The organism is Mesorhizobium bavaricum (assembly GCF_056781655.1).
The window spans coordinates 3,454,579-3,479,902 of sequence record NZ_CM165566.1; the positions used below are offsets into that span (position 1 = coordinate 3,454,579).

General features: G+C 64.1%; 19 protein-coding genes. 9 read left to right on the plus strand and 10 right to left on the minus strand.

Features of this window, described 5'->3' with window-relative positions:
• Positions 1 to 99: 99 nt before the first annotated feature.
• Positions 100 to 996 carry an NAD-dependent epimerase/dehydratase family protein gene (locus tag AC1RZR_RS17015; RefSeq protein WP_481825360.1) on the plus strand — a complete coding sequence of 299 codons (897 nt, stop codon included), beginning with the start codon at positions 100 to 102 and terminating at the stop codon, positions 994 to 996.
• 103 nt (positions 997 to 1,099) lie between these two features.
• Positions 1,100 to 1,876, plus strand: coding sequence for a FadR/GntR family transcriptional regulator (locus tag AC1RZR_RS17020; RefSeq protein ID WP_481825361.1), 777 nt, complete (start codon positions 1,100 to 1,102; stop codon positions 1,874 to 1,876).
• Positions 1,877 to 1,894: 18 nt separating this feature from the next.
• Here the strand turns inward: AC1RZR_RS17020 and AC1RZR_RS17025 are convergent, their stop codons facing one another.
• Entirely contained in the window at positions 1,895 to 2,182 is a 288-nt protein-coding gene (locus AC1RZR_RS17025) for a DUF3175 domain-containing protein (RefSeq protein WP_477274387.1), read from the minus strand.
• A 177-nt stretch (positions 2,183 to 2,359) separates the two neighbouring features.
• Here AC1RZR_RS17025 and AC1RZR_RS17030 point away from each other — a divergent pair, with 177 nt between their 5' ends.
• The 7 genes from AC1RZR_RS17030 (at position 2,360) to AC1RZR_RS17060 (ending at position 10,342) form a co-directional block, all read left to right on the plus strand.
• On the plus strand, positions 2,360 to 3,589 hold the full coding sequence (locus AC1RZR_RS17030; protein WP_477274389.1) for an MFS transporter: 1,230 nt from the start codon (positions 2,360 to 2,362) through the stop codon (positions 3,587 to 3,589).
• Between the two features lie 157 nt (positions 3,590 to 3,746).
• On the plus strand, positions 3,747 to 4,775 hold the full coding sequence (gene gntR / locus AC1RZR_RS17035) for an HTH-type transcriptional regulator GntR (RefSeq protein ID WP_481825362.1): 1,029 nt from the start codon (positions 3,747 to 3,749) through the stop codon (positions 4,773 to 4,775).
• 304 nt (positions 4,776 to 5,079) lie between these two features.
• On the plus strand, positions 5,080 to 6,207 hold the full coding sequence (locus tag AC1RZR_RS17040) for a sugar ABC transporter substrate-binding protein (protein WP_477274393.1): 1,128 nt from the start codon (positions 5,080 to 5,082) through the stop codon (positions 6,205 to 6,207).
• A 79-nt stretch (positions 6,208 to 6,286) separates the two neighbouring features.
• On the plus strand, positions 6,287 to 7,834 hold the full coding sequence (locus AC1RZR_RS17045) for a sugar ABC transporter ATP-binding protein (protein ID WP_481825363.1): 1,548 nt from the start codon (positions 6,287 to 6,289) through the stop codon (positions 7,832 to 7,834).
• The gene (locus AC1RZR_RS17050; RefSeq protein WP_379103611.1) at positions 7,831 to 8,811 is read left to right on the plus strand and encodes an ABC transporter permease; all 981 of its coding nucleotides are present in this window, start codon (positions 7,831 to 7,833) and stop codon (positions 8,809 to 8,811) included. The genes AC1RZR_RS17045 and AC1RZR_RS17050 overlap by 4 nt, the downstream gene beginning before the upstream one ends.
• On the plus strand, positions 8,808 to 9,794 hold the full coding sequence (locus AC1RZR_RS17055) for an ABC transporter permease (protein WP_477274398.1): 987 nt from the start codon (positions 8,808 to 8,810) through the stop codon (positions 9,792 to 9,794). Before AC1RZR_RS17050 ends, AC1RZR_RS17055 begins: the two co-directional genes overlap by 4 nt.
• Before the next feature lie 2 nt (positions 9,795 to 9,796).
• Positions 9,797 to 10,342, plus strand: coding sequence for a gluconokinase (locus AC1RZR_RS17060; protein WP_481825364.1), 546 nt, complete (start codon positions 9,797 to 9,799; stop codon positions 10,340 to 10,342).
• 16 nt (positions 10,343 to 10,358) lie between these two features.
• Here the strand turns inward: AC1RZR_RS17060 and AC1RZR_RS17065 are convergent, their stop codons facing one another.
• The 9 genes from AC1RZR_RS17065 to AC1RZR_RS17105 form a co-directional block, all read right to left on the minus strand.
• A complete protein-coding gene (locus tag AC1RZR_RS17065) occupies positions 10,359 to 10,808 on the minus strand; it encodes an RrF2 family transcriptional regulator (protein WP_013530871.1) in 450 nt (149 codons plus the stop codon).
• A gap of 279 nt (positions 10,809 to 11,087) precedes the next feature.
• Entirely contained in the window at positions 11,088 to 12,074 is a 987-nt protein-coding gene (locus tag AC1RZR_RS17070; protein WP_481825365.1) for a sulfate ABC transporter substrate-binding protein, read from the minus strand.
• A 229-nt stretch (positions 12,075 to 12,303) separates the two neighbouring features.
• Positions 12,304 to 13,344: a sulfate/molybdate ABC transporter ATP-binding protein gene (locus AC1RZR_RS17075; protein ID WP_477274404.1), complete on the minus strand. Its 1,041-nt coding sequence runs from the start codon at positions 13,342 to 13,344 to the stop codon at positions 12,304 to 12,306.
• Positions 13,345 to 13,357: 13 nt separating this feature from the next.
• Positions 13,358 to 14,242, minus strand: coding sequence for a sulfate ABC transporter permease subunit CysW (cysW, locus tag AC1RZR_RS17080; RefSeq protein ID WP_477274406.1), 885 nt, complete (start codon positions 14,240 to 14,242; stop codon positions 13,358 to 13,360).
• Positions 14,235 to 15,086, minus strand: a complete 852-nt coding sequence (gene cysT, locus AC1RZR_RS17085; protein ID WP_477274408.1) for a sulfate ABC transporter permease subunit CysT — start codon at positions 15,084 to 15,086, stop codon at positions 14,235 to 14,237. Before cysT ends, cysW begins: the two co-directional genes overlap by 8 nt.
• Before the next feature lie 22 nt (positions 15,087 to 15,108).
• On the minus strand, positions 15,109 to 16,137 hold the full coding sequence (locus AC1RZR_RS17090; protein WP_477274410.1) for a sulfate ABC transporter substrate-binding protein: 1,029 nt from the start codon (positions 16,135 to 16,137) through the stop codon (positions 15,109 to 15,111).
• 484 nt (positions 16,138 to 16,621) lie between these two features.
• Positions 16,622 to 17,344, minus strand: coding sequence for a M15 family metallopeptidase (locus tag AC1RZR_RS17095; protein ID WP_481825366.1), 723 nt, complete (start codon positions 17,342 to 17,344; stop codon positions 16,622 to 16,624).
• A gap of 18 nt (positions 17,345 to 17,362) precedes the next feature.
• Positions 17,363 to 19,453 carry a penicillin-binding protein 1C gene (pbpC, locus tag AC1RZR_RS17100; protein ID WP_481825367.1) on the minus strand — a complete coding sequence of 697 codons (2,091 nt, stop codon included), beginning with the start codon at positions 19,451 to 19,453 and terminating at the stop codon, positions 17,363 to 17,365.
• A 108-nt stretch (positions 19,454 to 19,561) separates the two neighbouring features.
• Entirely contained in the window at positions 19,562 to 25,060 is a 5,499-nt protein-coding gene (locus AC1RZR_RS17105) for an alpha-2-macroglobulin family protein (protein WP_481825368.1), read from the minus strand.
• Positions 25,061 to 25,324 lie beyond the last annotated feature (264 nt).

A 25,324-nucleotide genomic window follows, 5' to 3' on the forward strand; every position in this document is an offset into this window, starting at 1 on the left:
TGATTGAGGTCAGGCGCTGCCATTTTGCAGGCGAGGGTGGTTGCGGATTGCGATATTGTCTGACAATACACATAAATCCCAGAGGATGTGGAGAGCAAAATGACGAAGCGGATCATGTTCACCGGCGGCAGTGGCAAGGCCGGACGCCATGTCGTGCAGTATCTGGTGGAGCAGGGCTGCCAGGTGCTCAACATCGACACCAAGCCGCTCGACAATCCCAGGGTGCGCACCCTGATCACCGATATCACCGACAGCGGGCAGGTGTTCAACGCGCTGTCGAGCTATATGGGCCTGCACGAATTCGACCCGTCGCTGCGCCCCCAGCCGGTCGATGCCGTTGTGCATTTCGCGGCCATCCCGCGCATCATGATCACCACCGACAATGAAGTTTTCCGCATCAACGCGCTCGGTACCTACAATGTCATCGAGGCGGCGGTGAAGCTCGGCATCCCCAAGGTGGTGATCGCCTCCAGCGAGACGACCTACGGGCTGGTGTTCGCCAATGAGCCGCGTGATCCCCAGTATTTCCCGCTCGACGAGGACTATGATGTCGATCCGATGGACAGCTACGCGCTGTCCAAGGTCGTCAACGAGAAGACGGCACGCGCCTTTGCGCAGCGCAACGGCACCGATATCTATGCCTTGCGCATCGGCAACGTCATCGAGCCGCATGAATATTCGCTGTTTCCGAAATGGTTCGCTGATCCGGGTTTTCGCAAGCGCATCGCCTGGAGCTATGTCGACGCGCGCGATCTTGGCCAGATCACGTTGCGCGCCGTCGAGAAGGATGGCCTCGGCTACCAGGTGTTCAATGCTGCCAATGACGACACGTCGTCGGATCTGCCGACGGCCGAACTCTTGACGCGGTTCTATCCGGGCGTACCGGTCAAGGCCGAACTCGGCGAGTATGAGACGCTGCTCTCGAACCGCAAGGCGCGGGACGTGCTGGGTTTCCGCCCGGAGCACAGCTGGCGCAAATACGTCAAGCAGGCCTGATCCGCGGAGGCAATCGGGGCTGATCTGTGCACAGCGGCGGGCTTTGCGCCCCAAGCCGCTTGCCGCGCTTGACAGCCTCTTCAATCCGGACTTTCTGGAGCCTATGCGGGACGCGAAGCCGAACAAGGAAAAATCGCCAGCGAAAGCGGCCTCGAGCGACCGCCCGGCCGGCGTTCGCCGACCCGACGCGGCGCGCATTCCAGGCTCGAGCGTTCATGCTTCGCTGGCCAGCGAGATTGGCCTGCGGATCGTGCGTGGCGACTACCCGCCCGGCACCATCCTGCCCAATGAAGCGAAATGGTCGGAGACCTTCAGCGTCAGCCGTTCGGCGGTGCGCGAAGCGATCAAGATGCTGATGGCCAAGAGCCTGCTGGCGTCGCGCCCCAAGATCGGCAGCTGGGTCGAGCCGAAGGAACGCTGGAACCTGCTCGACCGCGATGTGCTGGCCTGGTACGCGACATCACCTGATCGCGAAGTGTTCCTGAAGACCGTGCAGGAATTCCGCCACATCATTGAGCCGGAAGCAACCGCCTTTGCCGCCATGCGGCGGACCGCCGAACAGATGGCTGAAATCAGCCAGGCCTGCCGCGATATGGGTGAGGCAGCCAGCCTGCAGGAGCGCACCCGCGCCGACACCCGCTTTCACCTCGCCATCCTGCGCGCCTCCGGCAACGATCTTCTGGTGCCGCTCGGCGTGCTGATCGAATCCGCTTTCGATCATTTGTTCGCCTTCACCACCCGGGCCGTGGACGATCTCAATCATGCGCAGAAGCTGCATGAGGCGATCGAGAAGAACATCCGCCTGCAGCGGCCGGACGCGGCGCGCGCCGCGGTGCGCAAATTGTTGGCCAACACCGACAGCGTCATCCGATCGCGATAAGGGCCGACCGGGTCGCGGCTAATCGTCCGTCTCACGCCCGAAGGCGGCGCGCAGTTCGTCCTTGGCGTCCTCGAGCACCTTCTTGCGCGTGGCAGGCAGGTTCTTGCCGGCGCGGTTGATGTAGAAATTCAGCGTCGACATGGCGGACTGGAACGGCTCGGCCTTGCGCCGGTCGCTGTGATCGGCGGATCGTTTGAGCGAGGCGGCGATCTTTCTGGCGTCATCGGATTCGAAGACGTGGTCCTCGAGATCCATCGCGTCGCTGTGCTCGGTCACCTCGGCCGACCATTTCTTCTTTGCGGTCATGGCAGAACTCCTTTGCAGGGTGCGTTGCCGGGAAACTCTGCACCTTGGCATCGGTTCCCGTATTCGTCCTGGGTCTGGAGCCACGGATTTGCTTGCTGTGGCGCTGCTGCGTGCCGGGAATGCGCCGATAGTGGCGCAAACGGCAGCCGATTTTCGGGACCGCCGACAGGAAACGCCTTGACCCGAACCGACCTGAGCCGGCCGAGCCCCGGCATCGACAGTACCTATGCCTGGATGCGGCTCGCCATTTCGATGCTGCTGGCGACGATCGGCGCCGTCGGCATGTGGGCGGTTGTCGTCGTGCTGCCCGCCGTGCAGGCCGAGTTCGGCGTTGATCGCGCCGCGGCGTCCATGCCCTACACCGCGACCATGGTCGGTTTCGCCGCCGGCAACGTGCTGGTCGGCCGTGCCATCGATCGTATGGGCTACTGGATCCCGGCGCTCATCTCCTCGATTGCGCTCGCCGCCGGCCTGCTGCTCGCGGCGCTGTCGACCTCGATCTTGCAATTCACCCTTGCTCAAGGGTTGCTGATCGGTGTCGGTACATCGGTGATCTTCGGGCCGCTGATCGCCGATATCTCGCACTGGTTCAATCGCCGGCGCGGTGTCGCGGTGACGGCAGCAGCCGCCGGCAACTACCTTGCCGGAGCGATCTGGCCGACCATCATGCCGACGCTGATGAAGGCGGAAGGCTGGCGCTTCACCTATGCGGCAATCGGCATCTTCTGCCTGGTGACCATGGTGCCGCTGGTGCTGATGCTGCGGCGCGGTGCCCCGGCGGCGGCCGCCGCCGGTTCGCCCGGAAGCCGGCCGGTGCAGTCGATTTCGCTGTCGCCGGCAGCCTTGCAGGTGCTGCTGGTCGTCGCTGGTCTCGGCTGCTGCGTCGCGATGTCGATGCCGCAGGTGCATATCGTCGCCTATTGCATGGATCTCGGATACGGCATGGCGCATGGCGCCGACATGCTGTCGATCATGATGGCGGCTGGCGTCGTCAGCCGGCTGGCGTCCGGTTTTCTCGCCGACCGTATCGGCGGCGTGAAGACGCTGCTCATCGGCTCGGTGCTGCAGTGCCTGTCGCTGCTGTTCTACATCCCGTTCGACGGGCTCGCCTCGCTCTACGTCGTCTCGCTCGTGTTCGGCCTGTCGCAAGGCGGCATCGTGCCTTGCTATGCGATCATCGTGCGCGAATACATGCCGGCCAGGGAGGCTGGGCAGCGTATCGGCATCGTCATGATGGCGACGATCTTCGGCATGGCGATCGGCGGCTGGATGTCGGGCTGGATCTACGACCTGACCGGTTCCTACGCCGCGGCGTTCCTCAACGGTATCGCATGGAATTTGCTGAATATACTGGCGATCGGGTTGTTGTCGTGGAAGGCAAGGCGACGTGTTGTGGCGATGGCCTGAACGGGTGGGGCCGGTTCCCTTTGCTTGACAAGGACGACAGGCTGCGCGACGCCAGACGATGAGTGGGTGCGGCAAAGCGGGCCGGTGAGATGACGACAGCAAGGACGATCGTATCGCGACCGCGCTTTGGTGGGTGCTTTTCCGAGAGAGCGCGTCCTTGATCAAACCGCGCTCGCGCCGGGGCGGCGGCCGCCCGACCATTGCCGATGTCGCGCGCAAGGCTGGCGTCGGCGCTATCACCGTGTCGCGCGCCTTGCGCGAGCCGGAGCGTGTCTCGGAAGAGCTACGCCGCCAGATCCAGGCCGCCGTGGACGAACTCGGTTACGTGCCGGACCCGAATGCGCGGGCACTGGCCTCGGCGCGTGCCGAGGTGTTCGGCGTGCTGGTGCCGTCGCTCACCAACAACGTCTTTGCCGAGGTGGTACGCGGCATCTATGACAGCCTGTCGGCCAGCCCGTTCCGCATCCAGCTCGGCAACACCCACTATTCCGGCCTCGAGGAAGAGCGGCTGCTGCAGGTGTTCGGTTCGCAGCGGCCGGCAGCGTTGATCGTCGCCGGCATCGACCAGACACCAACCTCGCGAAAGCTGCTGGAAAGCGCCGGTTGCCCGGTGGTGCAGGTCATGGAAACCGGGCCCGATCCGGTGGACATGATGGTCGGCTTCTCGCATTTCGACGGCGGCAGGACGGCGACCGAGCATCTGATCGAGGCAGGCTACCGCCGCATCGGCTTCATCGGCGCGCGCATGGACCCGCGCTCGCAGCGGCGCCTGGCAGGCTATCGCGCGGCGATGGAGGCCGCCGGCCTGTTCGACCCACGCTTGGTCACCACCACGCCGGAGTTGTCCAGCGTGCCGCTCGGCCGCGAAATGCTGCGCGACGCGCTGGCCAAGGTGCCGACGCTCGACGGTGTCTTCTGCAACAATGACGACATCGCGCTCGGCGTGTTGTTCGAGTGCCATCGCGCCTCGATCGCGGTGCCGAAGACGATCGGCATTGTCGGCTTCAACGACCTCGACATGATGCAGGTGGCGTTCCCTTCGATCACCAGCATCCGCACCCACCGCTATGAGATCGGCAGGCGAGCGGTCGCCATGGCCCTGGCGGCAATCGCCGGCAACAGGCCGGAACAGCGGATCGTCGACCTCGGTTTCGAACTCAAGCGCCGCGAGAGCACCGCCCGTTGAAACACACAGAAGCGAGTGTGTAAAAGCCGGTTTACACAACGGCATGGTAGCGCTACCAATTGCCTATTGTAGAAACTCGCGGCGAAAGCCAGAGCTTGTTTATTATACATAAGCGACAGCTGATACTTGTTTATTATGTATAATATGATAGTTTTCGTCTTCGCTTGAGGGGCGACAAAGGAGGGGATCGGGTCGGCATTCGGCCACCTGAAAGCGCGACCGGCAAAGGCGGGAGGTGCCTGGCCAGACGCGTGAATTGTACTTCAGCCGACAACAATCAGAACTGCAACTGGGAGGAATATCGATGATCAAGTCACTCGTGGGTGGCATCGTTGCCGCCACTGCATTCGTCATGCTCAACTCGGCCGCAATGGCCGCCGGCCCCGAAGTCGTGCAGGGACCAGCCGCCGAGGCGGACTGCTTCGCGCCCTGGGCCGCAGATACGCAGTTCTTCAAGTTTCCCAAAAAAGATGGTCCATACCGGATCGCGCTCGCCAATGGCTATATCGCCAACACCTGGCGCATCCAGATGATCCAGACCGCCAAGGCTTACGCAGCGCAAAAGGACGTCGCCGCCAAGCTGAAAGAATTCAAGGTGGTGTCGACCGGCGAGGACGTGCCGGCGCAGATTTCGGCGATCAACAACTTCATCGATTCCGGCTATGACGCCATTGTCGTCAACGCGCAGAACCCGACCGCTTTCGCTCCGGTCATCAAGCGCGCCAAGGAAGCCGGGGTCGTGCTGGTCGCCTTCGACAACATTCTCGATACCAAGGATGCCATCAACGTCAATGTCGATCAAAAGGGCCTCGGCGAACTTTGGGGCAAATGGCTGATCAGCCATATACCCGATGGCGGCAAGATTCTTGAAGTGCGCGGCGTTGCCGGCACGTCGGTCGATACCGATCGCCACAATGGCATCCATGAGGCTCTCGACGCTTCGGGCAAGAAATGGGACGTCACCGAAGTCGCCGGCAAGTGGGACGATCCGACAGCGCAGAAGGTCACGGCCGACGCGATCGCCACCAATGGTCCGTTCGTCGGCATCACCGGCCAGGGTGGCGACACCGGCATCGTGCAGGCGATGATCGACGCCAAGCACCCGTTCGTACCGTTCGGCGGCGAAACAGAGAACGGCTTCCGCAAGTTCTGCGCCGCCCATGCAGCGGACGGGCTGAAATGCTCGTCGGCTGGTACCGGCCCGGCCCAGGTGGCGGTTGCCATCAAGACGGCGATCTCAGCGCTTGAAGGCAATGTCGTCCCGCAGTCGGTCAAGCTGCCGCTTGCGATCGTCGAGGATCCGAACTTCAAGGCAGGTCAGGATTTCTTCCCCGATCAGTCCGACAATTTCTTCGTCGGCAATTCCTTCCCGACCTGCGGCATCAACTTCACCGCGCAGGAAATCATGGGTCAGACCAAGGCGGACCAGTAGGCTGCATGTCCGGCGCCGCGGGAGATCCCGCGGCGCCGATGGCTTTCCACCTCAATCGCAAAATTGTCTCGGAGCGTCGATGGACGGTGCGGTTCCGCTCTTCCGGATGGAAGGCATATCCAAGCGCTACGGCGGCGTGCGGGCGCTGGAGAAGGCCGAGTTGTCGGTCGTATCCGGCAGCATCCACGCCATCCTCGGCGAAAACGGCGCCGGCAAATCGACGCTGATCAAGGTGATGGCGGGCGTCGTCGCGCCCGACGAAGGCCACATGACACTAGATGGCCGCGAGGTGACGTTCGCTTCGCCGGCTGCTGCCAACCAGGCCGGCATCGTCTGTATCTTTCAGGAGCTGTCGCTGGTTCCCGAACTCAGCGTCGCCGACAACATCGTTATTTCCGACCCGCCGACGCGGTTCGGCATGATCGACCGCAAGGCACAACGCCGCATCGCGGAGGAAGCGTTGGCGCGCGCGGGCGCCGCAGACATCCATCCGCTGGCGCTGGTCAAGGACCTGCCGCTGTCGCGCCGCCAGATGGTCGAGATCGCCAAGGCGCTGGCACGCAAACCGCGCATCCTGATCCTCGACGAGGCGACCTCGGCGCTCACCGCGACGGATGTCGCCAAGATTTTCGGCGTGCTGAAGCGGCTGCGCTCGGAAGGGCTGGCACTGCTCTATATCTCGCACCGCATGAACGAGATTGCCGAACTGGCCGACCAGTGCACGGTCTTTCGCAACGGTCGCAATGTCGCCAGTTACGCGGCGGGCACAAAGAGCGACAATGAAGTCGTCGAACTGATGATCGGGCGCGAATACAGCCACATCTTTCCGCCGAAGCCGGTACGCGCTTCGGCTGCCGCCGCTCCGGTGTTGGAGGCACGCCAGCTTTCATGGACCGACCGGCTCGACAATATCTCGCTGTCGGTTGGGGCAGGCGAGGTTGTCGGTCTTGGCGGTCTCGACGGTCAGGGCCAGCGCGAATTGCTGCTTGCCTTCTTCGGCGTGCTGCGCGGCCTGTCCGGTCAGATCCTGATCCACGGCAAGCCAGTCGCGATTGCCAGCCCTGCCGCTGCGCGCCATGACGGGATCGGCATGGCGCTGATCCCGGAAGATCGCAAGACGGAAGGGTTGATGCTGCCGATGACGGTGCGTGAAAACCTTTCTTTCGCCGCCCTCGACCGGCTGTCAAAAGCCGGCATCATCGACCGCGCGGCCGAGCAACGGCTGATCGACGACATGGTCGGCCTGCTGGCGATCAAGACGGCCGGCCTCGACATTCCGGTTGGCGCGCTGTCGGGCGGCAACCAGCAGAAGGTGGTCATCGCCAAATGGCTGATGCGCCAGCCGCGCATCATCCTGCTCAACGATCCGACGCGCGGCATCGATGTCGGCACCAAGCAGGAACTCTATCAACTGATGCGCAAGCTCGCCGATGCGGGTGCGGCGATCCTGTTTTATTCGACCGACTATGACGAACTGATCGGCTGCTGCGACCGCGTGCTGGTGCTCTATGACGGCGCAGTCAAGCGCGAGCTGGTCGGCGCCGAGATCACCGAGCGGGCGCTGATCGCCAGCGCGCTCAACATCCATGGCGAGGAGAGCCCTGTGAGCCTGGGAGCAAACGCGTGAAGGATTGGCGTTACTGGCTGGCCGAACAGCGCGGAACCCTGCTGGCGCTCGGCATCTTCATCGTCATGTTCGTGATCTACACCTCGAACCATCCGGCGGGCTTCACTGCCAATGTCGTGCAGACCGCCTCGAACAAGGGCGTGCTGCTGGCCTTCGTCGCCATGGCGCAGACTCTGGTGGTGATCACCGCTGGCATCGACCTTTCCGTCGGCATGATCTTCACCCTGACCAATTGCCTCGCCTCGTGGCTGGTGATTGGCACCGGCATCGAGACCGCCTTCGGGGTGATTGCCGTGCTCGGCACCGGGCTGCTGTGCGGCGCGATCAACGGTGCCATTGTGATTTATGGGCGGCTGCAGCCGATCGTCGCCACCATCGCCACCGGCGCGGTCTACTTCGGCATCGCTCTGCTGCTTCGGCCGTTTCCCGGTGGCTCGGTCAACGAGGACCTCGCCGACGCGCTGACCGGGCGCCTGTTCGGCGTGGTGCCGGCCAGCCTGATCGTGCTGCTCGCCGTGGTGCTCATCGTCTGGGTGCCGTTCAGCCGCTCGGTACTCGGTCGTGCGGCTTACGCAGCCGGCTCGTCGGAGATGGCGGCCTATATGTCCGGCGTGCCGATCCGTCGTGGAAAATTCGCCGCCTACGCACTGGCCGGACTGCTTGCAGCGGTCGGCGGACTGTTCCTGACCTTCTTCACCTATACGGGCGACGCGGCCTATGCCAGCGGCAACGCCTACACGCTGTTTTCGATTGCCGCCGTGGTGCTCGGCGGCGTCTCGCTGTTTGGCGGCAAGGGCAGCGTCATCGGCGCGATCTTCGGGGCGCTGGCTTTCCGCACCATCGGTGACCTGCTCTTCGTCTTCGATTTCGATCCGCTGTGGCAACCGTTGTTCCAGGGCGTTATCCTGCTGATCGCGGTCAGCCTCGGCGCCTTCGCCCTGTTCAGGGTCCGCAACCGGCTGGAGTGGTTCCTGTGAGCGAAACGACCATCGGTGGTATTGCCGGACGCATGCCGAGATTCATCCGCCGCGCCGATCCGGCAGTGCTCACGGCCTTTGCCTGCATCGTGCTGCTGCTGTTCCTCGGCAGCCTCTATTCCAGAAGCTTCCTGTCGCCGGAATATCTGCTGCAGCAACTCAAGGTGGCGTCGTTTCTGGGCGTCATCGCCACCGGCATGATGCTGGTCATCCTGCTTGGCCAGATCGACCTGTCGGTGCCATGGTCGGTGGCGGTGGGCGCCATGATGGCCAGTGCGGTGGCCGCCTCCGGGCCGGCTGGCGTCGCCTTGGCGATCCCGTTCGGCATTTTCTGCGGCGTCGCAATCGGCATCGTCAACGGCATCGGTGTCGCCTACCTGCGCATCCCCTCGATGATCATCACGCTGGCCACCAACGCCGTCGCGCAAGGGCTGATGGTGGTCTACACGGGCGGCTTCTCGCCACAGGATTCGGCGACCGGCGCCATGCGCTACCTGGCGACCGGCTTTGCCATTCCCGGCGTGCCCAACGCGGTCATCATCTGGACGCTGATCGGTGCGGCGATGGTGTTCGTGCTGACCCGCACCAGCTTCGGTCGCGCCGTCTACGGCATCGGCAACCGCGAGCGCGCGGCCTATCTCTCCGGCATCGACACGCGGCGCGTGGTGATGATCGCCTTCGCCGTCTCCGGCGGGCTTTCGGCCTTCGGCGGCGTGCTTCTGGCCGGCTACGCCTCCAAGGCGGCGCAGTCGATGGGTGACGCATATCTGTTGCCATCGATCGCCGCGGTGGTGCTCGGCGGCACCTCGATCCTCGGCGGACGTGGGTCCTATCTCGGCACCGTTGCCGGCGTCATCCTGATCACGCTGCTGCAGTCCATCCTGTCGGTCATGCAGATGCCGGAGGCGGGGCGGCAGATCATCTATGGCGTCGTCATCGTCGCCATGCTTTTGCTCTACGGCCGCGCGCCGGCAAGCCGCTGACCGTGGACGAAAAGGCAGCACAGGCGCCAACGGGCGCTCCCGGTTCGGTGCCGGCTATCGTGGTGATGGGCGTCGCCGGCTGCGGCAAGTCGGTCGTCGGCATGGCGTTGGCGGCGGCGCTGGGTGCCCTGTTCATCGAGGGCGACAGGCTGCATCCTCCCGAAAATGTCGCGCGCATGGCCAGCGGCGAGCCGCTCACCGATAAACTGCGCGAAGGCTGGCTCGACGCGATCGGCGAGCGCATCGCGGTGTCGGTGGAGGAGGGGCAGGGCGTGGTTGCCGCCTGCTCGGCGCTGAAGCGCAGCTATCGCGAGCGGCTGAGCGGCTTCTGCCCGGAGATCGTCTTCCTCTATCTGGAGATCGACCCTGCCACGGCCAGATGGCGTGTCGGCAGCCGCAAGGGCCATTTCATGCCGGCGAGCCTGGTCGACAGCCAGTTCGCCATCCTCGAGCCGCCGGCCGCGGATGAGCGGGCATTGACGCTCGACGCGACGCGCCCGGTCGGCGAACTCGTCGCTGCCGCGGCCCGCGGGATACGCCGGTCATGAGCCTGCGTTTCCGAAGCTAGATCTGCGACGTCAGTTCGACGGGAAAATCATCATTGTCGGCATCGCGCATGGCGGCGAGGCTGCGATTGTCCAGAACCTCGGCAATCGCCTGCCGCACCTCCAGCATCATATGCCGGACCTGGCAGGTCGCCTCGTCGCAGTCCTCGCAGCGCTGATACTGCGTGCGGCTGGCGCAGGGGATCGGCGCCAGCGGTCCGTCAAGCACGCGAACGACATGGCCGATCTTGATTTCGGAGGCCGGCCGGGCGAGGCGATAGCCGCCTTCCTTGCCCTTGCGGCTCTGGACGAAGCCGGCGTTGCGCAATTCGCCCAGGATGGCATCGAGGAATTTCTTCGGAATGTTGTTGGCGACCGCGATGTCGTTGACGAAGGCCAGTTGGCCGGCCGGCAGGCCGGACAGATGCACGAGGGCCTTGAGGCCGTATTTGCCTTTTTTTGTCAGCATGCCCGAGTCAACCCATAAAGCCCCAACCACCCGCATCTGGCGACTGTTTGTGTGCAAATAATGACGTTTTCGCTACGCGATGATGTTTCGCGAAAACTAGCCGCGCGGATGGCACGTTAGGCACAAACGCGTTGATTCTTTGTAACGTTTTGCATGGCGAAAACCGGATTCCACTTTTCGGGATCATGCTTTGGTCCGCTGAAAACCGAGGTGCCGGTGCATGAAATGAAAAAAAGCCGGCAAAGCGCCGGCTTTCTCGTTCACCTCGAAGTTGCTGCGTCAGCGGCTGCCGTAGGTCTGGTCGAGCAGGCCGCCGGCGGCGAAATGCTCCTTCTGAACCTTGTCCCAGCCGCCGAAGACATCTTCCACCGTCAGCAGGCGGACATCGGGAAACTGCGCCTTGTATTTGGCGGCAACAGCCGCGTCACGGACGCGGTTGCCGTTCTGGGCGAGGATGTCCTGACCTTCGGGCGTGTAGAGGAAGTCGAGATAGGTCTTGGCCAGATCGCGCGTGCCATGCTCGTCGGCGACCTTGTCGACGATCGCCACCGGGAATTGGGCGAGCAGGCTGACCGAAGGCGTGACCTGCTCGAACTTGTCGTCGCCATACTCCTTGCGGATGCCGCGCGTCTCGGACTCGAAGGTGATCAGCACGTCGCCGATCTCGCGCTGCACGAAGGTGGTCGTCGCGGCGCGGCCGCCAGTGTCGAAGATCGGCACGTTGTTGAACAGCTTGGTGATGAATTTCTTCACCTTGGCGTCGTCGCCCTTGAAGGCTTCCTTGGCGTAGGCGGTGGCCGCCAGATAGGTGTAGCGCGCATTGCCCGAGGTTTTCGGGTTCGGGAAGATCACCTGGACGTCGTCGCGCACGAGATCATTCCAGTCCTTGATGTGCTTGGGATTGCCGGCGCGCACCAGGAAGGACGGCAGCGAATAGAAGGGCGAGGCGTTGTCGGGGAAATCCTTCTGCCAGTCGGGCGACACGAGGCCCTTCTTGACGAGGAATTCGATGTCGGTGACCTGATTGAAGGTCACGACATCGGCGGCAAGACCCTCGGCGATGGCGCGCGCCTGCGCCGAGGTGCCGGCGTGCGACTGGTCGACGGTCACGCCCGGATGCTGGGCGATGAAGGCCTTGTTGACCTGGACGAACAGTTCGCGGCCGACATCATAGGAAGCGTTGAGCAGTTTGTCGGCCGACCAGGCTTGGGAGGATGCGAGGAACAGGCCGGCGACGGTGGCAACGCCAAGGAAAAATCGCTTCATGAAAACAGGGCTCCGATGCAATGCGTTTATGGTCGGACCATAGCCGTGGCGCATGGTGCGCGACGAGGCACGCACGGTGGCTCCGTGCCCTTGCCGCGAGAAAAGACGTCGCCAAAACGACCGGCTGTTAGGATTTCCTTCCAGGCATCAGTCTTTTCGACCGCCTGGCCGGCACAATGACGCCGCGTGCGCGCACAATCCTTCCCTTACCGACGGGCAGACGGGTGGATCAGACGGCCGGGAAGAGCTTCCAGCGACCGGGGCGGAAGGCCACCCGGCTTTTCTGCGCCGCGGGGTGATCGACCGGCAGTTCGATTTCGACCCGCTGGCGCTCGCCACCGATTTCGAGTTCGACGCGCCTGGTGCCGGCGACGCGGCGACTGGCGGCGACCGTGCCGGCGATGCAGCCGCTGCAGCCGTCCAGCAATTCGACATCGTGCGGACGGAAGAACAGCGTCGCATCGCCCGAGGGCTCGTGGGGCGCGGAAAGCCCGATCGGACGGTCGGCGAGCCAGATCTCGCCATTCTCGACCTTGACGGGAAGCGAGCTCGATTCACCGATGAAGCCGTAGACGAAGGGCGAGTTCGGCGTGTCGTAGATGTCGTCGGCGGTGCCGACCTGCTCGATGCGGCCCTGGCTCATCACCACGACGCGGTCGGCAAGCTCCAGTGCCTCTTCCTGATCGTGCGTGACGAAGACGGTGGTGTGGCCGGTGGCGTCATGGATTTCGCGCAGCCAGCGGCGCAATTCGCGGCGCACCTGCGCGTCGAGCGCGCCAAACGGTTCGTCGAGCAGCAGCACCTTGGGCTCGATCGCCATGGCGCGCGCCAGCGCCACGCGCTGGCGCTGGCCGCCGGAGAGCTGTGCCGGATAACGCTTTTCCAGCCCAGAAAGCTGGACGAGGTCGAGAAGCTCGGAGGCACGGCGGCGGATCTCCTGTGCCGGCGGTCGCGACGGCCCGTGCCGGACCTTGAGGCCGAAGCCGATATTGTCGGCCACCGTCATGTGCCGGAACAACGCATAGTGCTGGAAGACGAAGCCGACATTGCGCTCCTGGATCGACCTCTGCGAGGCGTCCTCGTCGCCGAAGAAGATTTTTCCCCGTGTCGGCCGCTCCAGCCCGGCGATCAGCCTGAGCAGGGTCGTCTTGCCGGAACCGGACGGCCCCAGCAGCGCGATCAGTTCGCCCGACTTGATATCGAGCGACACGTCGTGCAGCGCCGGAAACCGGTCAAACTCCTTGCGCACGTTGGCAACGCGAACTTCCATGCAAATCCCTCTGTCAGTGTCCGCGCGTCGCGGCAATCTCGGCGCCGTAGCGCATCTCGAGAAGTGTTTTCAAGACCAGCGTGACGAGCGCGAGGCCCGCAAGCAATGAAGCGACGGCAAAGGCGCCGACGGCGTTGTACTCGTTATAGAGGATTTCGACATGCAGCGGCATGGTGTTGGTCAGGCCGCGTATATGGCCCGACACCACCGAAACCGCGCCGAACTCGCCCATGGCACGTGCGTTGCACAGAAGCACGCCATAGAGCAGCCCCCATTTGACGTTGGGCAAGGTCACATACCAGAAGGTCTGCCAGCCATTGGCGCCGAGCGAAAGGGCTGCCTCCTCGTCGCCATTGCCCTGTTCCTGCATCAGCGGGATCAGTTCGCGGGCGACGAAGGGGAAGGTGACGAAGACGGTGGCCAGCACGATGCCGGGCACAGCAAACAGGATGACGATGCCATGTGCCTTCAGCCAGCCGCCGAGCAGCCCCTGGGCGCCGAACAGAAGCACATAGACCAGGCCTGATATGACCGGCGAGACCGAGAAGGGCAGGTCGATCAGCGTGGTCAGGAAGGCCTTGCCCTTGAACTCGAACTTGGCGATCGCCCAGGCGGCGGAGATGCCGAAGACGATGTTGAGCGGCACCGAGATCGCTGCGACAAGCAGCGTCAGCCGGATCGCCGAGCGCGTGTCGGAATCGCTCAGCGATTGGGTGTAGGCACCGACGCCTTTCGCCAGCGCTTCGTGGAAGACGATGATCAGCGGCAGGAGCAGGAAGATGCCGAGGAAGGCGAACGCAATGGCCATCAACGCCACACGTGCCGGGCGGCTTTCCGTGACCGCCGCCGACTGGCTCTCGTGGTGCGGTTCGTAGGATTTGATCTCGGGATCAGCCATAGCGCTTGCGGCTCCATGTCTGCACGAGATTGACGACCAGCAGCATGACGAACGACAAAGCGAGCATGATCGCCGCGATCGCGGTCGCCGCCGGGTAATTGTATTCCTCCAGCCGGATGACGATCAGCAGCGGCGCGATCTCGGATTTATAGGGCAAATTGCCGGCGATGAAGATGACCGAGCCGTATTCGCCGACGCCGCGCGCGAAGGCCAGCGAAAAGCCTGTGATGATGGCCGGCGCCAGCCCCGGAAACAGGATGCGGGTGATGATCTGGAAGCGGCTCGCGCCGAGCGTTGCGGCGGCTTCTTCCACTTCCTTGTCGATCTCCTCCATGATCGGCTGCACGGTGCGCACGACGAAGGGCAGGCCGATGAAGACCAGTGCAATGACGATGCCGAGGGGCGTATAGGCGACCTTGATGCCGAGCGGCATCAGCAATTTGCCGATCCAGCCGTTCGGCGCGTAGAGCGTGGTCAGGGCGATGCCGGCCACCGCCGTCGGCAGCGCGAAGGGCAGGTCGACCATCGCATCGACGATGCGGCGGCCGGGAAAGCGGTAGCGCACCAGCACCCAGGCGACCAGCGTACCGAACACGACATTGACCGCAGATGCGATGAAGGCGGTGCCGAAGCTGATTTCAAGCGCGTTGATGGTGCGGCGATCGGTGGCGATGGCCCAAAATTCAGGCCAGCCAAGGGCGGCCGAGCGCCAGAGCAGCCCGGACAGCGGGATGAGGATGATGAGGGTGAGGTAGGCAAGCGAGAAGCCGAGCGTCAGTCCGAAACCCGGAATGACACTCGGCTGCCTGAATCGCCACCCCGCCTGCGCGGGTGCTGTGGTCATAACGTCCTGATCTAGATCTAGCTCACTGGGCCGGCTTGTAGATCTGGTCGAATATACCACCGTCGCCGAAATGATAAGGCTGTGCTTTCTTCCAGCCGCCGAAAAGCGGATCGTCGATGGAAATCAGCTTGATTTCAGGTGTTTTGGGGAGGTCCTCCGGCGCCACAAGTTCGGGCTTGGCCGGACGATAGTGGTTCTTGGCGATGATCGTCTGCCCTTCCTTGGAATAGAGCCAGCCCAAATAGGCTTCGGCGACCTTGCGCGTGCCCTTGGCGTCGACATTGGCGTCGACAATCGCCACCGGCGGCTCGGCCAGGATCGATGTTGGCGGGTAGACGATCTCGAAATTGTCGGCGCCGAATTCGTCGAGTGCCAGATAGGCGTCGTTTTCCCAGCCGATCAGCACGTCGCCGATGCCTTTTTGCGCGAAGGTCACGGTCGAGCCGCGCGCGCCGGTATCGAGCACCGGGGCATTGGCGTAGAGCTTGCCGACGAACTCCTTGGTCTTGGCCTCGTCGCCGCCATCATTGGCGTTGGCGTAGGCCCAGGCGGCGAGATAGTTCCAGCGTGCACCGCCGGATGTCTTGGGATTGGGCGTGATCACCTGGGTGCCGTCCTTGACCAGGTCGTTCCAGTCGTGAATGCCCTTGGGATTGCCCTTGCGAACGAGAAAGATGATTGTGGACGTGTAAGGCGCTGAATTGTTTTCGAATTTGGTGCGCCAGTCGGGATTGATCTTCTTCGATTTCGAGACGATGGCGTTGATGTCGCCTTCGAGCGCCAGCGTCACCACATCGGCGTCGAGTCCGTCGATCACGGCGCGGGCCTGGGCGCCCGATCCGCCATGCGACTGCTGGATGGTGACCGTCTCGCCGGTCTCGGCCTTCCAATGTGCCACGAAAGCTTCGTCATAGGCCTTGTAGAGCTCGCGTGTCGGATCATAGGACACGTTGAGAATGGTGGTATCGGCAAACGCGAAACCGAGCGTGCCGAACTGGACAGATGTGGCGACCAGTGCGCCGAGCAGTTTCCTGAAATGAGGTTTGGTCATTTCTGCCTCCGTTGAACCGGCGCCAAATCTACCGAATTGATAGAATTTAGATGCATTCAATGTTGCCTTTTTTGCCCCCTTGAAGAAAATTTTCGACGATATTTCGTGGTATGGAGAAATTTCTTCCTCATGGCCGCGCGGAGCCAATTCCGAGCTTGCCTGACGTTTCATCTAGGCTTTGGACCGGCCGGGACAAGGACGTCGCCGGCGAGGGGCGATTCGCTCAGCCTTCGCTGTCGATGCTGATCAGCGAGGCGATGTCGGGCTGTTGAGCGGCACCGACGAGCGGCAGCGATGGCAAAGCGGCCATGAAAGCTCAGGCCGCGCAGGAAGCCGGGGCAGAAGGCGATGTTCTGCTTTCCTGTGTGCCGGGATCGATGCGGACCAGGAAGCCGCGGCCGGATCGAGCACCCACAGCGCGTCGTCATGGACGCGCGGCGAATGCGGCATCGACAAATCGTCGACCACCGCCGGATTGGTCGCGTCACTCGGCGCTGATTGGAAAATCGAAACGCTGCTTGGCGAAGGGTTCGTGTTCCAGCGTAAAGTGCCACCATTCGCGGGCATAGTTCTTGAAACCGCCGGTGCGCATGGCATCGACAAGCATCTTGCGGTTTGGCGCCGCTTCGCCGGCGAGCCCGCGGTGGGCGGTTTCGCTCATCGGATCAAAGCAGTCGAAGCCGGTGCCGAAATCGAGGGTCTCGGCATCGACGGCACCGCAGGCCGGTTTCGGCGCGGATGTCCTGTCGGTTCGCGCGATGGCGACATCGACGGTCGAGCCGCGAGAATGGCTGGACAGTTCGCCGACATAGCCCTTGGCGATGAGGTCGCCACGCTTGACCCGGGGATACCATTGCGGATCGGGCGGCCCACCCTCTAGCGTCCATTCGCCCATGTCAGCGACGGCACGCGCAGGGCGGTAGCAATCGAACACGACCAGCGTCAGGCCGCTTGTGGCCATCGCCTTCTGGATACCGGAGAGCGCCTTGGCCGCCTGTTCGGTGAGGATGCACACCGGCGCGTCATAGCCATTGGCTTTGCGATGGAGGAAATCGTCAGGTCCGGCGTAGCGGATGTCCTGGCGGATCGAGGGGTCGACATCGGCGAGCCGGACAAAGCCGGCGGGCAGGGCATCGGCATGTGCCGGCAGAGCCAAAGCCACGACCATCAGCGTGCAAAAGCCAACGCGCTGAATCACCTGGCGCATTTTATTCAAGGAACACTTTCACTCGACGAACACCTTTACGCTGGCCGCACGCCCGGCGGCGTCGATCACGGTCAGCGTCGAGTAGCCGGCGCCGTCCGGCAGCCAGGTGGCCGTGCGGCGGCGGTCGATGCCGGTGAGCGGCTTGCCGTTGGCCAGCCAGCGGAACGGCGCCCGGCCACCTTGCAGCTTCAGCACCAGCGGCGAGGCATCGGCAGAGTTGGTGCCGAGATCGACGCGGGCGCCGTCCGGCGGGAAGATGATGGTCGGTGCGGGTTCGGTCGGCGCCGCCTGCACCAGGCCGTCCGAACCGGCGCCAAAGCGGGCGAGCGTCACCGGCAGGTCCTCTCGCTTGGGGCTGAACACGCCGGGCGGCTTGCCCGGCAATGGCACGGTGGCGAGGCCCGAGCGGACAAAGCCCTCGAACAGGATGGGAGCAGCCGAGACATAGCCGGACAGGCCAGGCACCGCGCCGGCATCGGGACGGCCGACCCAGACGCCCAGCACATAGCGGCCGTCGAAGCCGACTGACCAGGCGTCACGGTAGCCGTATGAGGTGCCGGTCTTGTAGCCGATGCCGCGCTGCAAGGCGCCTTCGGGCGGCTTGACGCCCGACAGGATGTCGATGATCTGCCAGTTGGCCTGATTGTCGAGGATGGTGGCGGTGGTGCGCTCTGCGTTGGCCGGCTCGGTGCCGTCATGCAGCGTGTGCGTCTTGCCGCCATTGGCGAGCCCTGTGTAAAGCTGGACGAGATCGCGCAGCGTCACACCGACGCCGCCGAGGCCGATGGCCAGGCCCGGTGCCTCATTGACCGGCAGTATCGGGTTCACCCCCGCCTGGCGGAAGCGGGCCATCAGCCGGGTTGGCCCGACCGCATCGAGCACGCGGATCGCCGGCACGTTGAGCGACAGCTGCAGCGCCTGGCGGATGCTGACGTCGCCTTGGTAGCCCATGTCGAAATTCTTCGGCCGGTAGCCGGAGAAATCGACGGGGCTGTCGTCGATCAGCGTTTCCTGCGCCACCAGCCCCTGCTCGAAGGCAAGCCCGTAGATGAATGGCTTCAGCGTTGAGCCGGGCGAGCGGACGATCTTGGTCATGTCGATCCAGCCGGAGCGGCTGGCGTCGAAGAAATTGGCCGAGCCGACTTCGCCGAGAATATCGCCGGTGCGGGCGTCGGCGAGCACCATGGCGACGGAGAGGCGGGGTCCAAGCTTGGTGGCGGCGTCCCTGGCCACCTGCTCCAGCCCTTCCTGGACACTTTTGCGGATCGTCAACTGCAAGGGCTGGCCAGGCACGGCCTTGGGCAGCATCGCATAGGCGGCGTGCGCGGCGAGTGCCGGCAGTGTGCGGCGCAGGCCCGAGACGTCGTCAAGTGCCGCGCGCGCGGCCTCGCGCTCGCCGAGCAGGCCGGCTGACACCATGCGGGTCAGCACCCGGTCGCGGGCGGCGTGGGCAATCTGCAGGTTGCGGTCGGGCCGGCGCTTTTCCGGCAATTGCGGCAAGGCGACGAGCAGCGCGGCTTCGGAAACGGTGAGCCGCTTCGGTTCCTTGCCGAAATAGGCGAGCGAGGCGGCGCGCACGCCTTCGAGATTGCCGCCATAGGGCGCCAGCGTCAGGTAGCGTTCGAGGATCTCGCGCTTGGACAGCCGGCGCTCGATCTGGATGGCGCGCAGCATCTGCTTGAGCTTGGAGCCGAGGCTGCGGCTTTCGCGCGGCTCGATCAGCCGGGCGAGCTGCATCGACAGGGTCGAGCCGCCGGAGACGATGTGGCCGCTGGTGGCGAACTGGCCGGCGGCGCGGGCCAGCGCCAGCACGTCGACACCCTCATGGTCCCAGAAGCGCTTGTCTTCATAGGTGACCAGCATGTCGACGAACTGCCTGTCGACCTGGTCGAGCCTGGTTTCGAGCCGCCAATAGCCATCCGGCGTGGCGAAGGCCCGCAACAGCTGGCCGTCGCGGTCCTGGATCTCCGTCGAGACCGTGAGTTCGGCCGGTAGTGGGGGCGGGAAGGCGCGATCGAGTTCCCAGAGGCTGACGACAGAGAGCGACGCTAGGCCGGCAAGGGAGACGCCCGTGATGGCTGCCCGGCGCAGGAATTTTCTCGAGAGCATGGCGCTGCCCCTCATCCGCCTGCCGGCACCTTCTCCCCGTATAGTGACGGGGAGAAGGAGGCTCTCGTAAGCACATTCGCCATTTTCATGATCGCTACCATCGCCGCCTTACGGCGCCTTGATCTCCATCATGCCGGTGGCGGTGCGGGCCGAATATTGCGGCCGGTACATGTCTTCCACCGTCGCCGCCGGATGGGCGTAGGTGCCCGGCGTCACCGCGCGCACGACATAGGCGAGGGTCAGATTGTGGTCGTGGTCGCCGTCGCTCGGATTGAACGCCGCGACGAAACGGTCGTCGCGGAATTCGAGATGGGCGGCATCGGTCTGCGCCAGCCAGGAGAAGTTCGTCAACTGGGCGCTGGAGACCAGGCCCGGATTGTCGATCTCGAAGCCGGCCGGCAACAGGTCGGTGATCAGCAAGCGCGAAGGCCAGGTGTTCTGCTCGTTGACCTTGAGCACGACGACATAGCGCTCGTTCTGCGTCGCCTCGGTGACATTGGCTGCGGTGCCATCGAGCTTGTAGTAGGTGCGGTCGATGGTGAAGCCGTCGCCGCTCGCCGGCAAGGGCTGGATCGGCGACGCCACGGTGGTGACGACGGCCTGCAGCGGGGTCTTGCCGGTGTTGGCGATGGTCAGCGGGCTGTCGACCAGCTCGCTGCCGTTGATCTGGTCGGAATAGCCGCCGGCATGTTGCGCACCATTGACGGTCAGCGTGATCGTATCATTGCCTTCCTTCAGCGCGCGGGCCGCCAGCAGCATCCAGGATTCGTCCTGGGTGCTGGTCCAGCGGGCTTGCGCGCGTTCCCTGGTCACCAGCTTGATCAGCTCCGGCACGATCTTCGGCACCGGCTTCGATTCCGCCGCCAGCGCCAGCATCGCCGCGCCGTCACGCAGCGGCGAGCCATAGTCGGAGCGGTAGTAGTCGTACTCGGTGGCTGACCTGGCCAGTTGCAGGGCGGTCTGGAACGTGGACTCCGCGCGCGGGGTATCGCCGTAGAGCGCAAGGCTCGCCGCCAGCTGGGCAACCGCCATCGGGCTGGAGAAGGCTTCGAGCTGGGTGTCGGCATAGTAGCGCAGATCGCCGATCGAGGCCTTCTTGTTGCGGGCCAGAACGTAGAGGGCGTAGGCGATCTCGCTGCCACGGTCCTGTACGCTCTGGTCGTAGCCGAGCGAGTTCTGCAGATTGCTCAGCGCCTGGTTCATGGCCAGGCTCGGCACGTCGTATTTCTGCTCGCGCGCCCTGGTTAGAAAGTCCGTGACATAGGCATCGAGCCAGAGGTCGCCGGAGCCCGGACCCCACAGGCCGAAGCTGCCGGCCGAGGCCTGGTAGCTCAGGACCTTGTAGATGGCGTCCTGGATACGGCCATGCAGGTCAGGATCGCTGGCCATGCCGATGCCGGACGCCATTTCATTGACGTAGAGAAGCGGCATGGCGCGGCTGGTGGTCTGCTCGGCGCAACCGTAGGGGTAGCGGTCGAGCGTCATCAAAAGCGACGGCACGTCGAAGGCCGCGGCCTGCGAAACGCCGACGCTGACGGAAGCGCCGTCGAGCAGGCTTGCCGCCAGGAGCTCCTTGTCGACGCGCAGAGCGCCACCATTGCCCTTGAGGTCGACCACCAGGCGGGTGGTGACCGGCAATTGTGCCGGGCGCACCGGTAGATAGAGCGTCTGCTCGACCTTCGTGCCATCGGCGTGGGCGAGCTTGATGGTAAGCGAGGCGTTGCCCGCCGTCTGAGCGATCAGCGGCACGGTCAGGGTTTGGCGTTTGCCCTGAGCAAGGGTCAGCTTCTGGGGCAGGGGCTTGTCGCCCGTCGACAGGTCGCCTGTCGTTTCGATCGACAGAGCGTAGTCGCCGGCCGGGCCATCGGTGTCGGCGACATCGAGGCGCATGACGGCGGCGTCGCCAGGCGCCAGGAAGCGCGGCAGGCCGGCGGTGATCACCACCGGATCGCGCACGATGACGTCGGACTGGGCATGGCCCACCGCTTCCTTGGTCCAGGCGACAGCCATGACGCGTACGGTGCCGTTGAACTGCGGAATGTCGAAGTCGATCCGCGCCTTGCCGTCGGCATCGAGCTGCACCGGGCCGGAGAAGAAGGCGACCAGCTTTTCGGTCGGCGGGCTGCCTTGCGTCTGCATGTTGGCGCCGTCGCCGCCGGTCCTGAGCTTGCCGGTGTTACCCAGCGAGCCATCGATCAGGCGGCCGTAGAGGTCGCGGATTTCCATGCCCAGCATGCGCTGGCCGAAGAACCAGTTTTCCGGGTCCGGCGCCTTGTAGTTGGTGAGGTTGAGGATGCCGACATCGACGGCGGCAACCATGACATAGGCGTTGCTGCCCGGTTGCACGCCGGCCACGGAAACCGGGATCGACAGCTGCTGGCGCGGCATGGTCTTGTCCGGCGGCGTCAGGGTGACGGCGAGCTTCTTCGAGCCCGGGTCGACCTTCAGCCATTTCACGCCGATGGCGCGGGCCGGCATGCGCGTTTCCTGCGCATCGCCCGGCCGGAACAGGGTTGCCGTGACATAGGCGCCGGCGCCCCAGTCATCGCCGACCGGGATGTCGACGGTGCTGCCGCCGACAGGCACGGTTGCCGTGACCGTCTTCAGCAGCTTGTCGGAGCCGATGTTGATCAGAAGCTCGCCGGCAAAATGCGGCGAGACCTTGAGCTTGGCCACTTCGCCGGCGGCATAGGTGTCCTTGTCGAGGGCGATCTCGAGGCCGTCAGGCGTTTCGGTGGTGGTCGATGAGACATACCAGCCGGCATCGAACTCGTAGCTGGTCGCCGGACCCTCGGGATCCGAGGTCTCGACCTCGAGCCGGTACTGGCCCCAATCGACCGGTACGGAGACCGTTGCGTCGCCGTCGGCACTGAGGTCGACCTGGCCGTTGGCGATCGACTTGGTGAAGGTGACCGGCTCGTAGTTCCAGGAATTGTTGGAGCGGTACCACTGATAATTGCGTTCGACCTTGACCAGCGTCCACTGCGCGCCTTTCAGCGCCTCACGCTTGCCGTCCGGATCGACGGCGATCAGGCTGAACTTGGCCGTGCCGCCCTGCGGCACTTCACCGTCGGCGAAATCCGGACGGATGCCGATCATATGGCCTTGCGGGCGGATGCCGATGTTGAGCGAACGCTCGATGGCGCGGCCGCCGGTTTCGCGCATGCGCACCGTCACCTTGGCGTCGACCAGCTTGGTGGTCGAGGGCAGCTGCTCGACGGAGACCGGGAACGTCACCTTGCCGTCGTCGCCAACCACCGGCAGATCGGTGAGGGGGGTGACCGTGGGTTCGGCCGACTGCTCGTCGGCGAGGCCGAAGGAAAAGCCCTGGAAGCGGTCCCAATCGCGGGACGTCGAGAGCGTCAATTCGCCTTCGAGCGCGAGGCCCGCCGCCGGCGCGCCATAGAGAAAGCGGCCGTCAATGTTGATGTTGGCGGTTTCGCCCTGCGCGATCTCCTGCTTGTCGGCGCTCATGTCGAATTCGATGCGATCCGGCACGAAATCCTCGACCAGGAACATCTGGCTGGCCACCGCCGGCTGCTTGGGATCGGTGTAGATCGACACCGACCAAGTGCCGCGCATGGCGTTGGGCTCGAGCGGCAGGTCGACGGCATGGCCGCCGGCCGATGCGCCGTCACTGACGATGCGGCGGTCCTCGACGCCGTCGGGGCGCGAGAAGATGAAGGTCAGCGGCAGGTTCTCGACCGCCTTGGCGGCGCCATCGCGGGCAAGGGCCGCCACATGGACATCCTCGCCGGCGCGGTAGATGCCGCGCTCAGTCCAGGCATAGACGTCGAGCGCGCCGGGCGCGGGGCGTCCGGTGACGCCGCGGTCGGACAGGTCGAAGCCGGCCCTGCCCATGTCGAGGAAGACGAAGTCATTGTCTCCTTGTTTGGCCATCAGCACGGCCGGCACCATGCCGCCGTCGCCACGCGTCAGACCGGGGTTGAAGACGGCGTGGCCGTCCGCATCGGTGGTCGCGGTGCCGAGAACCTCGTTGTTCCTGGCAACCAGCGTCAGTTCGGCACCCGATATCGGCTTGGCGCTGCCCAGCGAACGGGCAAAGACATTGAGCCCGTCCTGGCCGGTATAGGTCGACAGGCCGATGTCGGAGACGACGAACCATTGCGTGGCCATCGAGTTGTAGTCATCGCTCTTGTCGCTGACGGCCTGGGCAGTCAGCACATAGACGCCGGGCTTGCGCTGCGGCAGCGCTTCGTCGACGGGGAAGGAGGTGGTGACCTCCTTGTTCAGATCATTGGCGATGTCGAGCTGACCTTGCCAGACCGGCTCGCCCATCTGCTCGGAAATGTTGGAGATATCGTAGCCGTCGAGCTGATGCAGGAACTGGTAGCCCGACAGCAGCTGTGCCAGCGAGCGGTCGCCGATGCGGTAGAGCTTCATTTCGGCGGCGTTCATGTTGACGGTGACGACCGGAATGCCGCGGCGCGCGCCGGCCGGCAGCACGAAGCTGTCGCCGGTGAAGCGGGCCGAGGGTGCCCGATCCTGCACATAGATCGACAGCACCACGGGAGCGGCAGTCACCTCGCCGATGGCGGCCGGCAGGCCGGCGCGGAAGGTGACGTCGTAATGCTGGCCATGCTCCAGCCCTTCGACGCAGATCTGCTTGTCCTTGGCCTCGACGCCCTTGGGCGGCGCGTTGTCGACGGTGACGAACTGGGCGTAGTCGACGCCGGTCTTGACCAGATCCTCGGAGAATTGCACGCAGATGCGCGGCGCGCTGGTGTCGGCATCGACGGTGTGGTCGATGACGCGGAAACCCTTGCGCGCCTTCAGATCGGCATAATCGGCCTGCACCGCCGGCGAAGGCACCAGCGCAAGGCTGGCCTCATAGGCCTGCAGCGCCGGGCGGTAGAGGTCACGCTTGTCGAGGCCGTTGCCGAGCAGGGCCAGCACTTCGGCGCGCGTCTTGGTGGTGCGCAGCAGCTTGTAGGCATTGAAAGCGGCCGAAGTGCCGTTGGCCGGCAAAGTGGAGGCTTCGGACGTGTTGGCGGCAGGCTGCACGGCCAGCGTTTCACGCGCCAGGTTGAGCCAGAATTGGCCATTGTCGGGCAGCACCGAGACCGCGGCCTCGTATTTCAGCATGGCGGAGCGATGGTCGCCGGTCAGCACGGCCTGCTCGGCAGCGTTCGTCAGCGCCGTCAGCCCTTCGGTGGGCTTGTCATATGCCGGGCCGAGCAGTTTGTTGCGGTATTGCTGGGCCTGATCGGCCATCCAGTTCGGGAAGAAGGCGAGTTCCGGCGGCGCGCCGATGTCGGGGTCGCCATCGATGTTGACGACCTTGCCGGCGACCGCGCCGTTGAAGGTTTTCAGCTGGTTGTAGTCGGATTTGAGGAAACACCATTTGGCCTTGGTGTTGTAGGTGAAGGCGCGGCAGGCCGGATCGCCAAGACATGTCGTCTTGCACTGGTCCAGCGTGACATTCTGGTCGGACCTGAGGTCAAAGCCGAAATAATCGGAATTGTCCGTTGTCGCGATTCGCCGGGCTTCGGCCGCTTGCGCGACACCTCCCCAGGCTAAGACATTGGCCCAGGCAAGAAACAGAAGAATCAGGATCGACAGACCACGAGCCGCGCGCATTGCCATAACACCCTCCCAGACACTGCTGACGTCCAGGGCATGATCAAGCATCAGTCAGGCTTGTCAACACACGGACGCGGCAGGGTTCCGCCTGCCAACGGTTTCCTTTCCGGCCGATGACCGGTAGTACCTCCATAGGACAGGGGATCACGCTTTCTTGCGGCAACGCAGAAGGTGTGAATTCCAAGCCCTGCCTATTTCAGACAATTGGATTGTGGCCCCTTTACGAGCGCTTCAGAACTTCATTCCAATTTTAGTTTTTCAATCTAG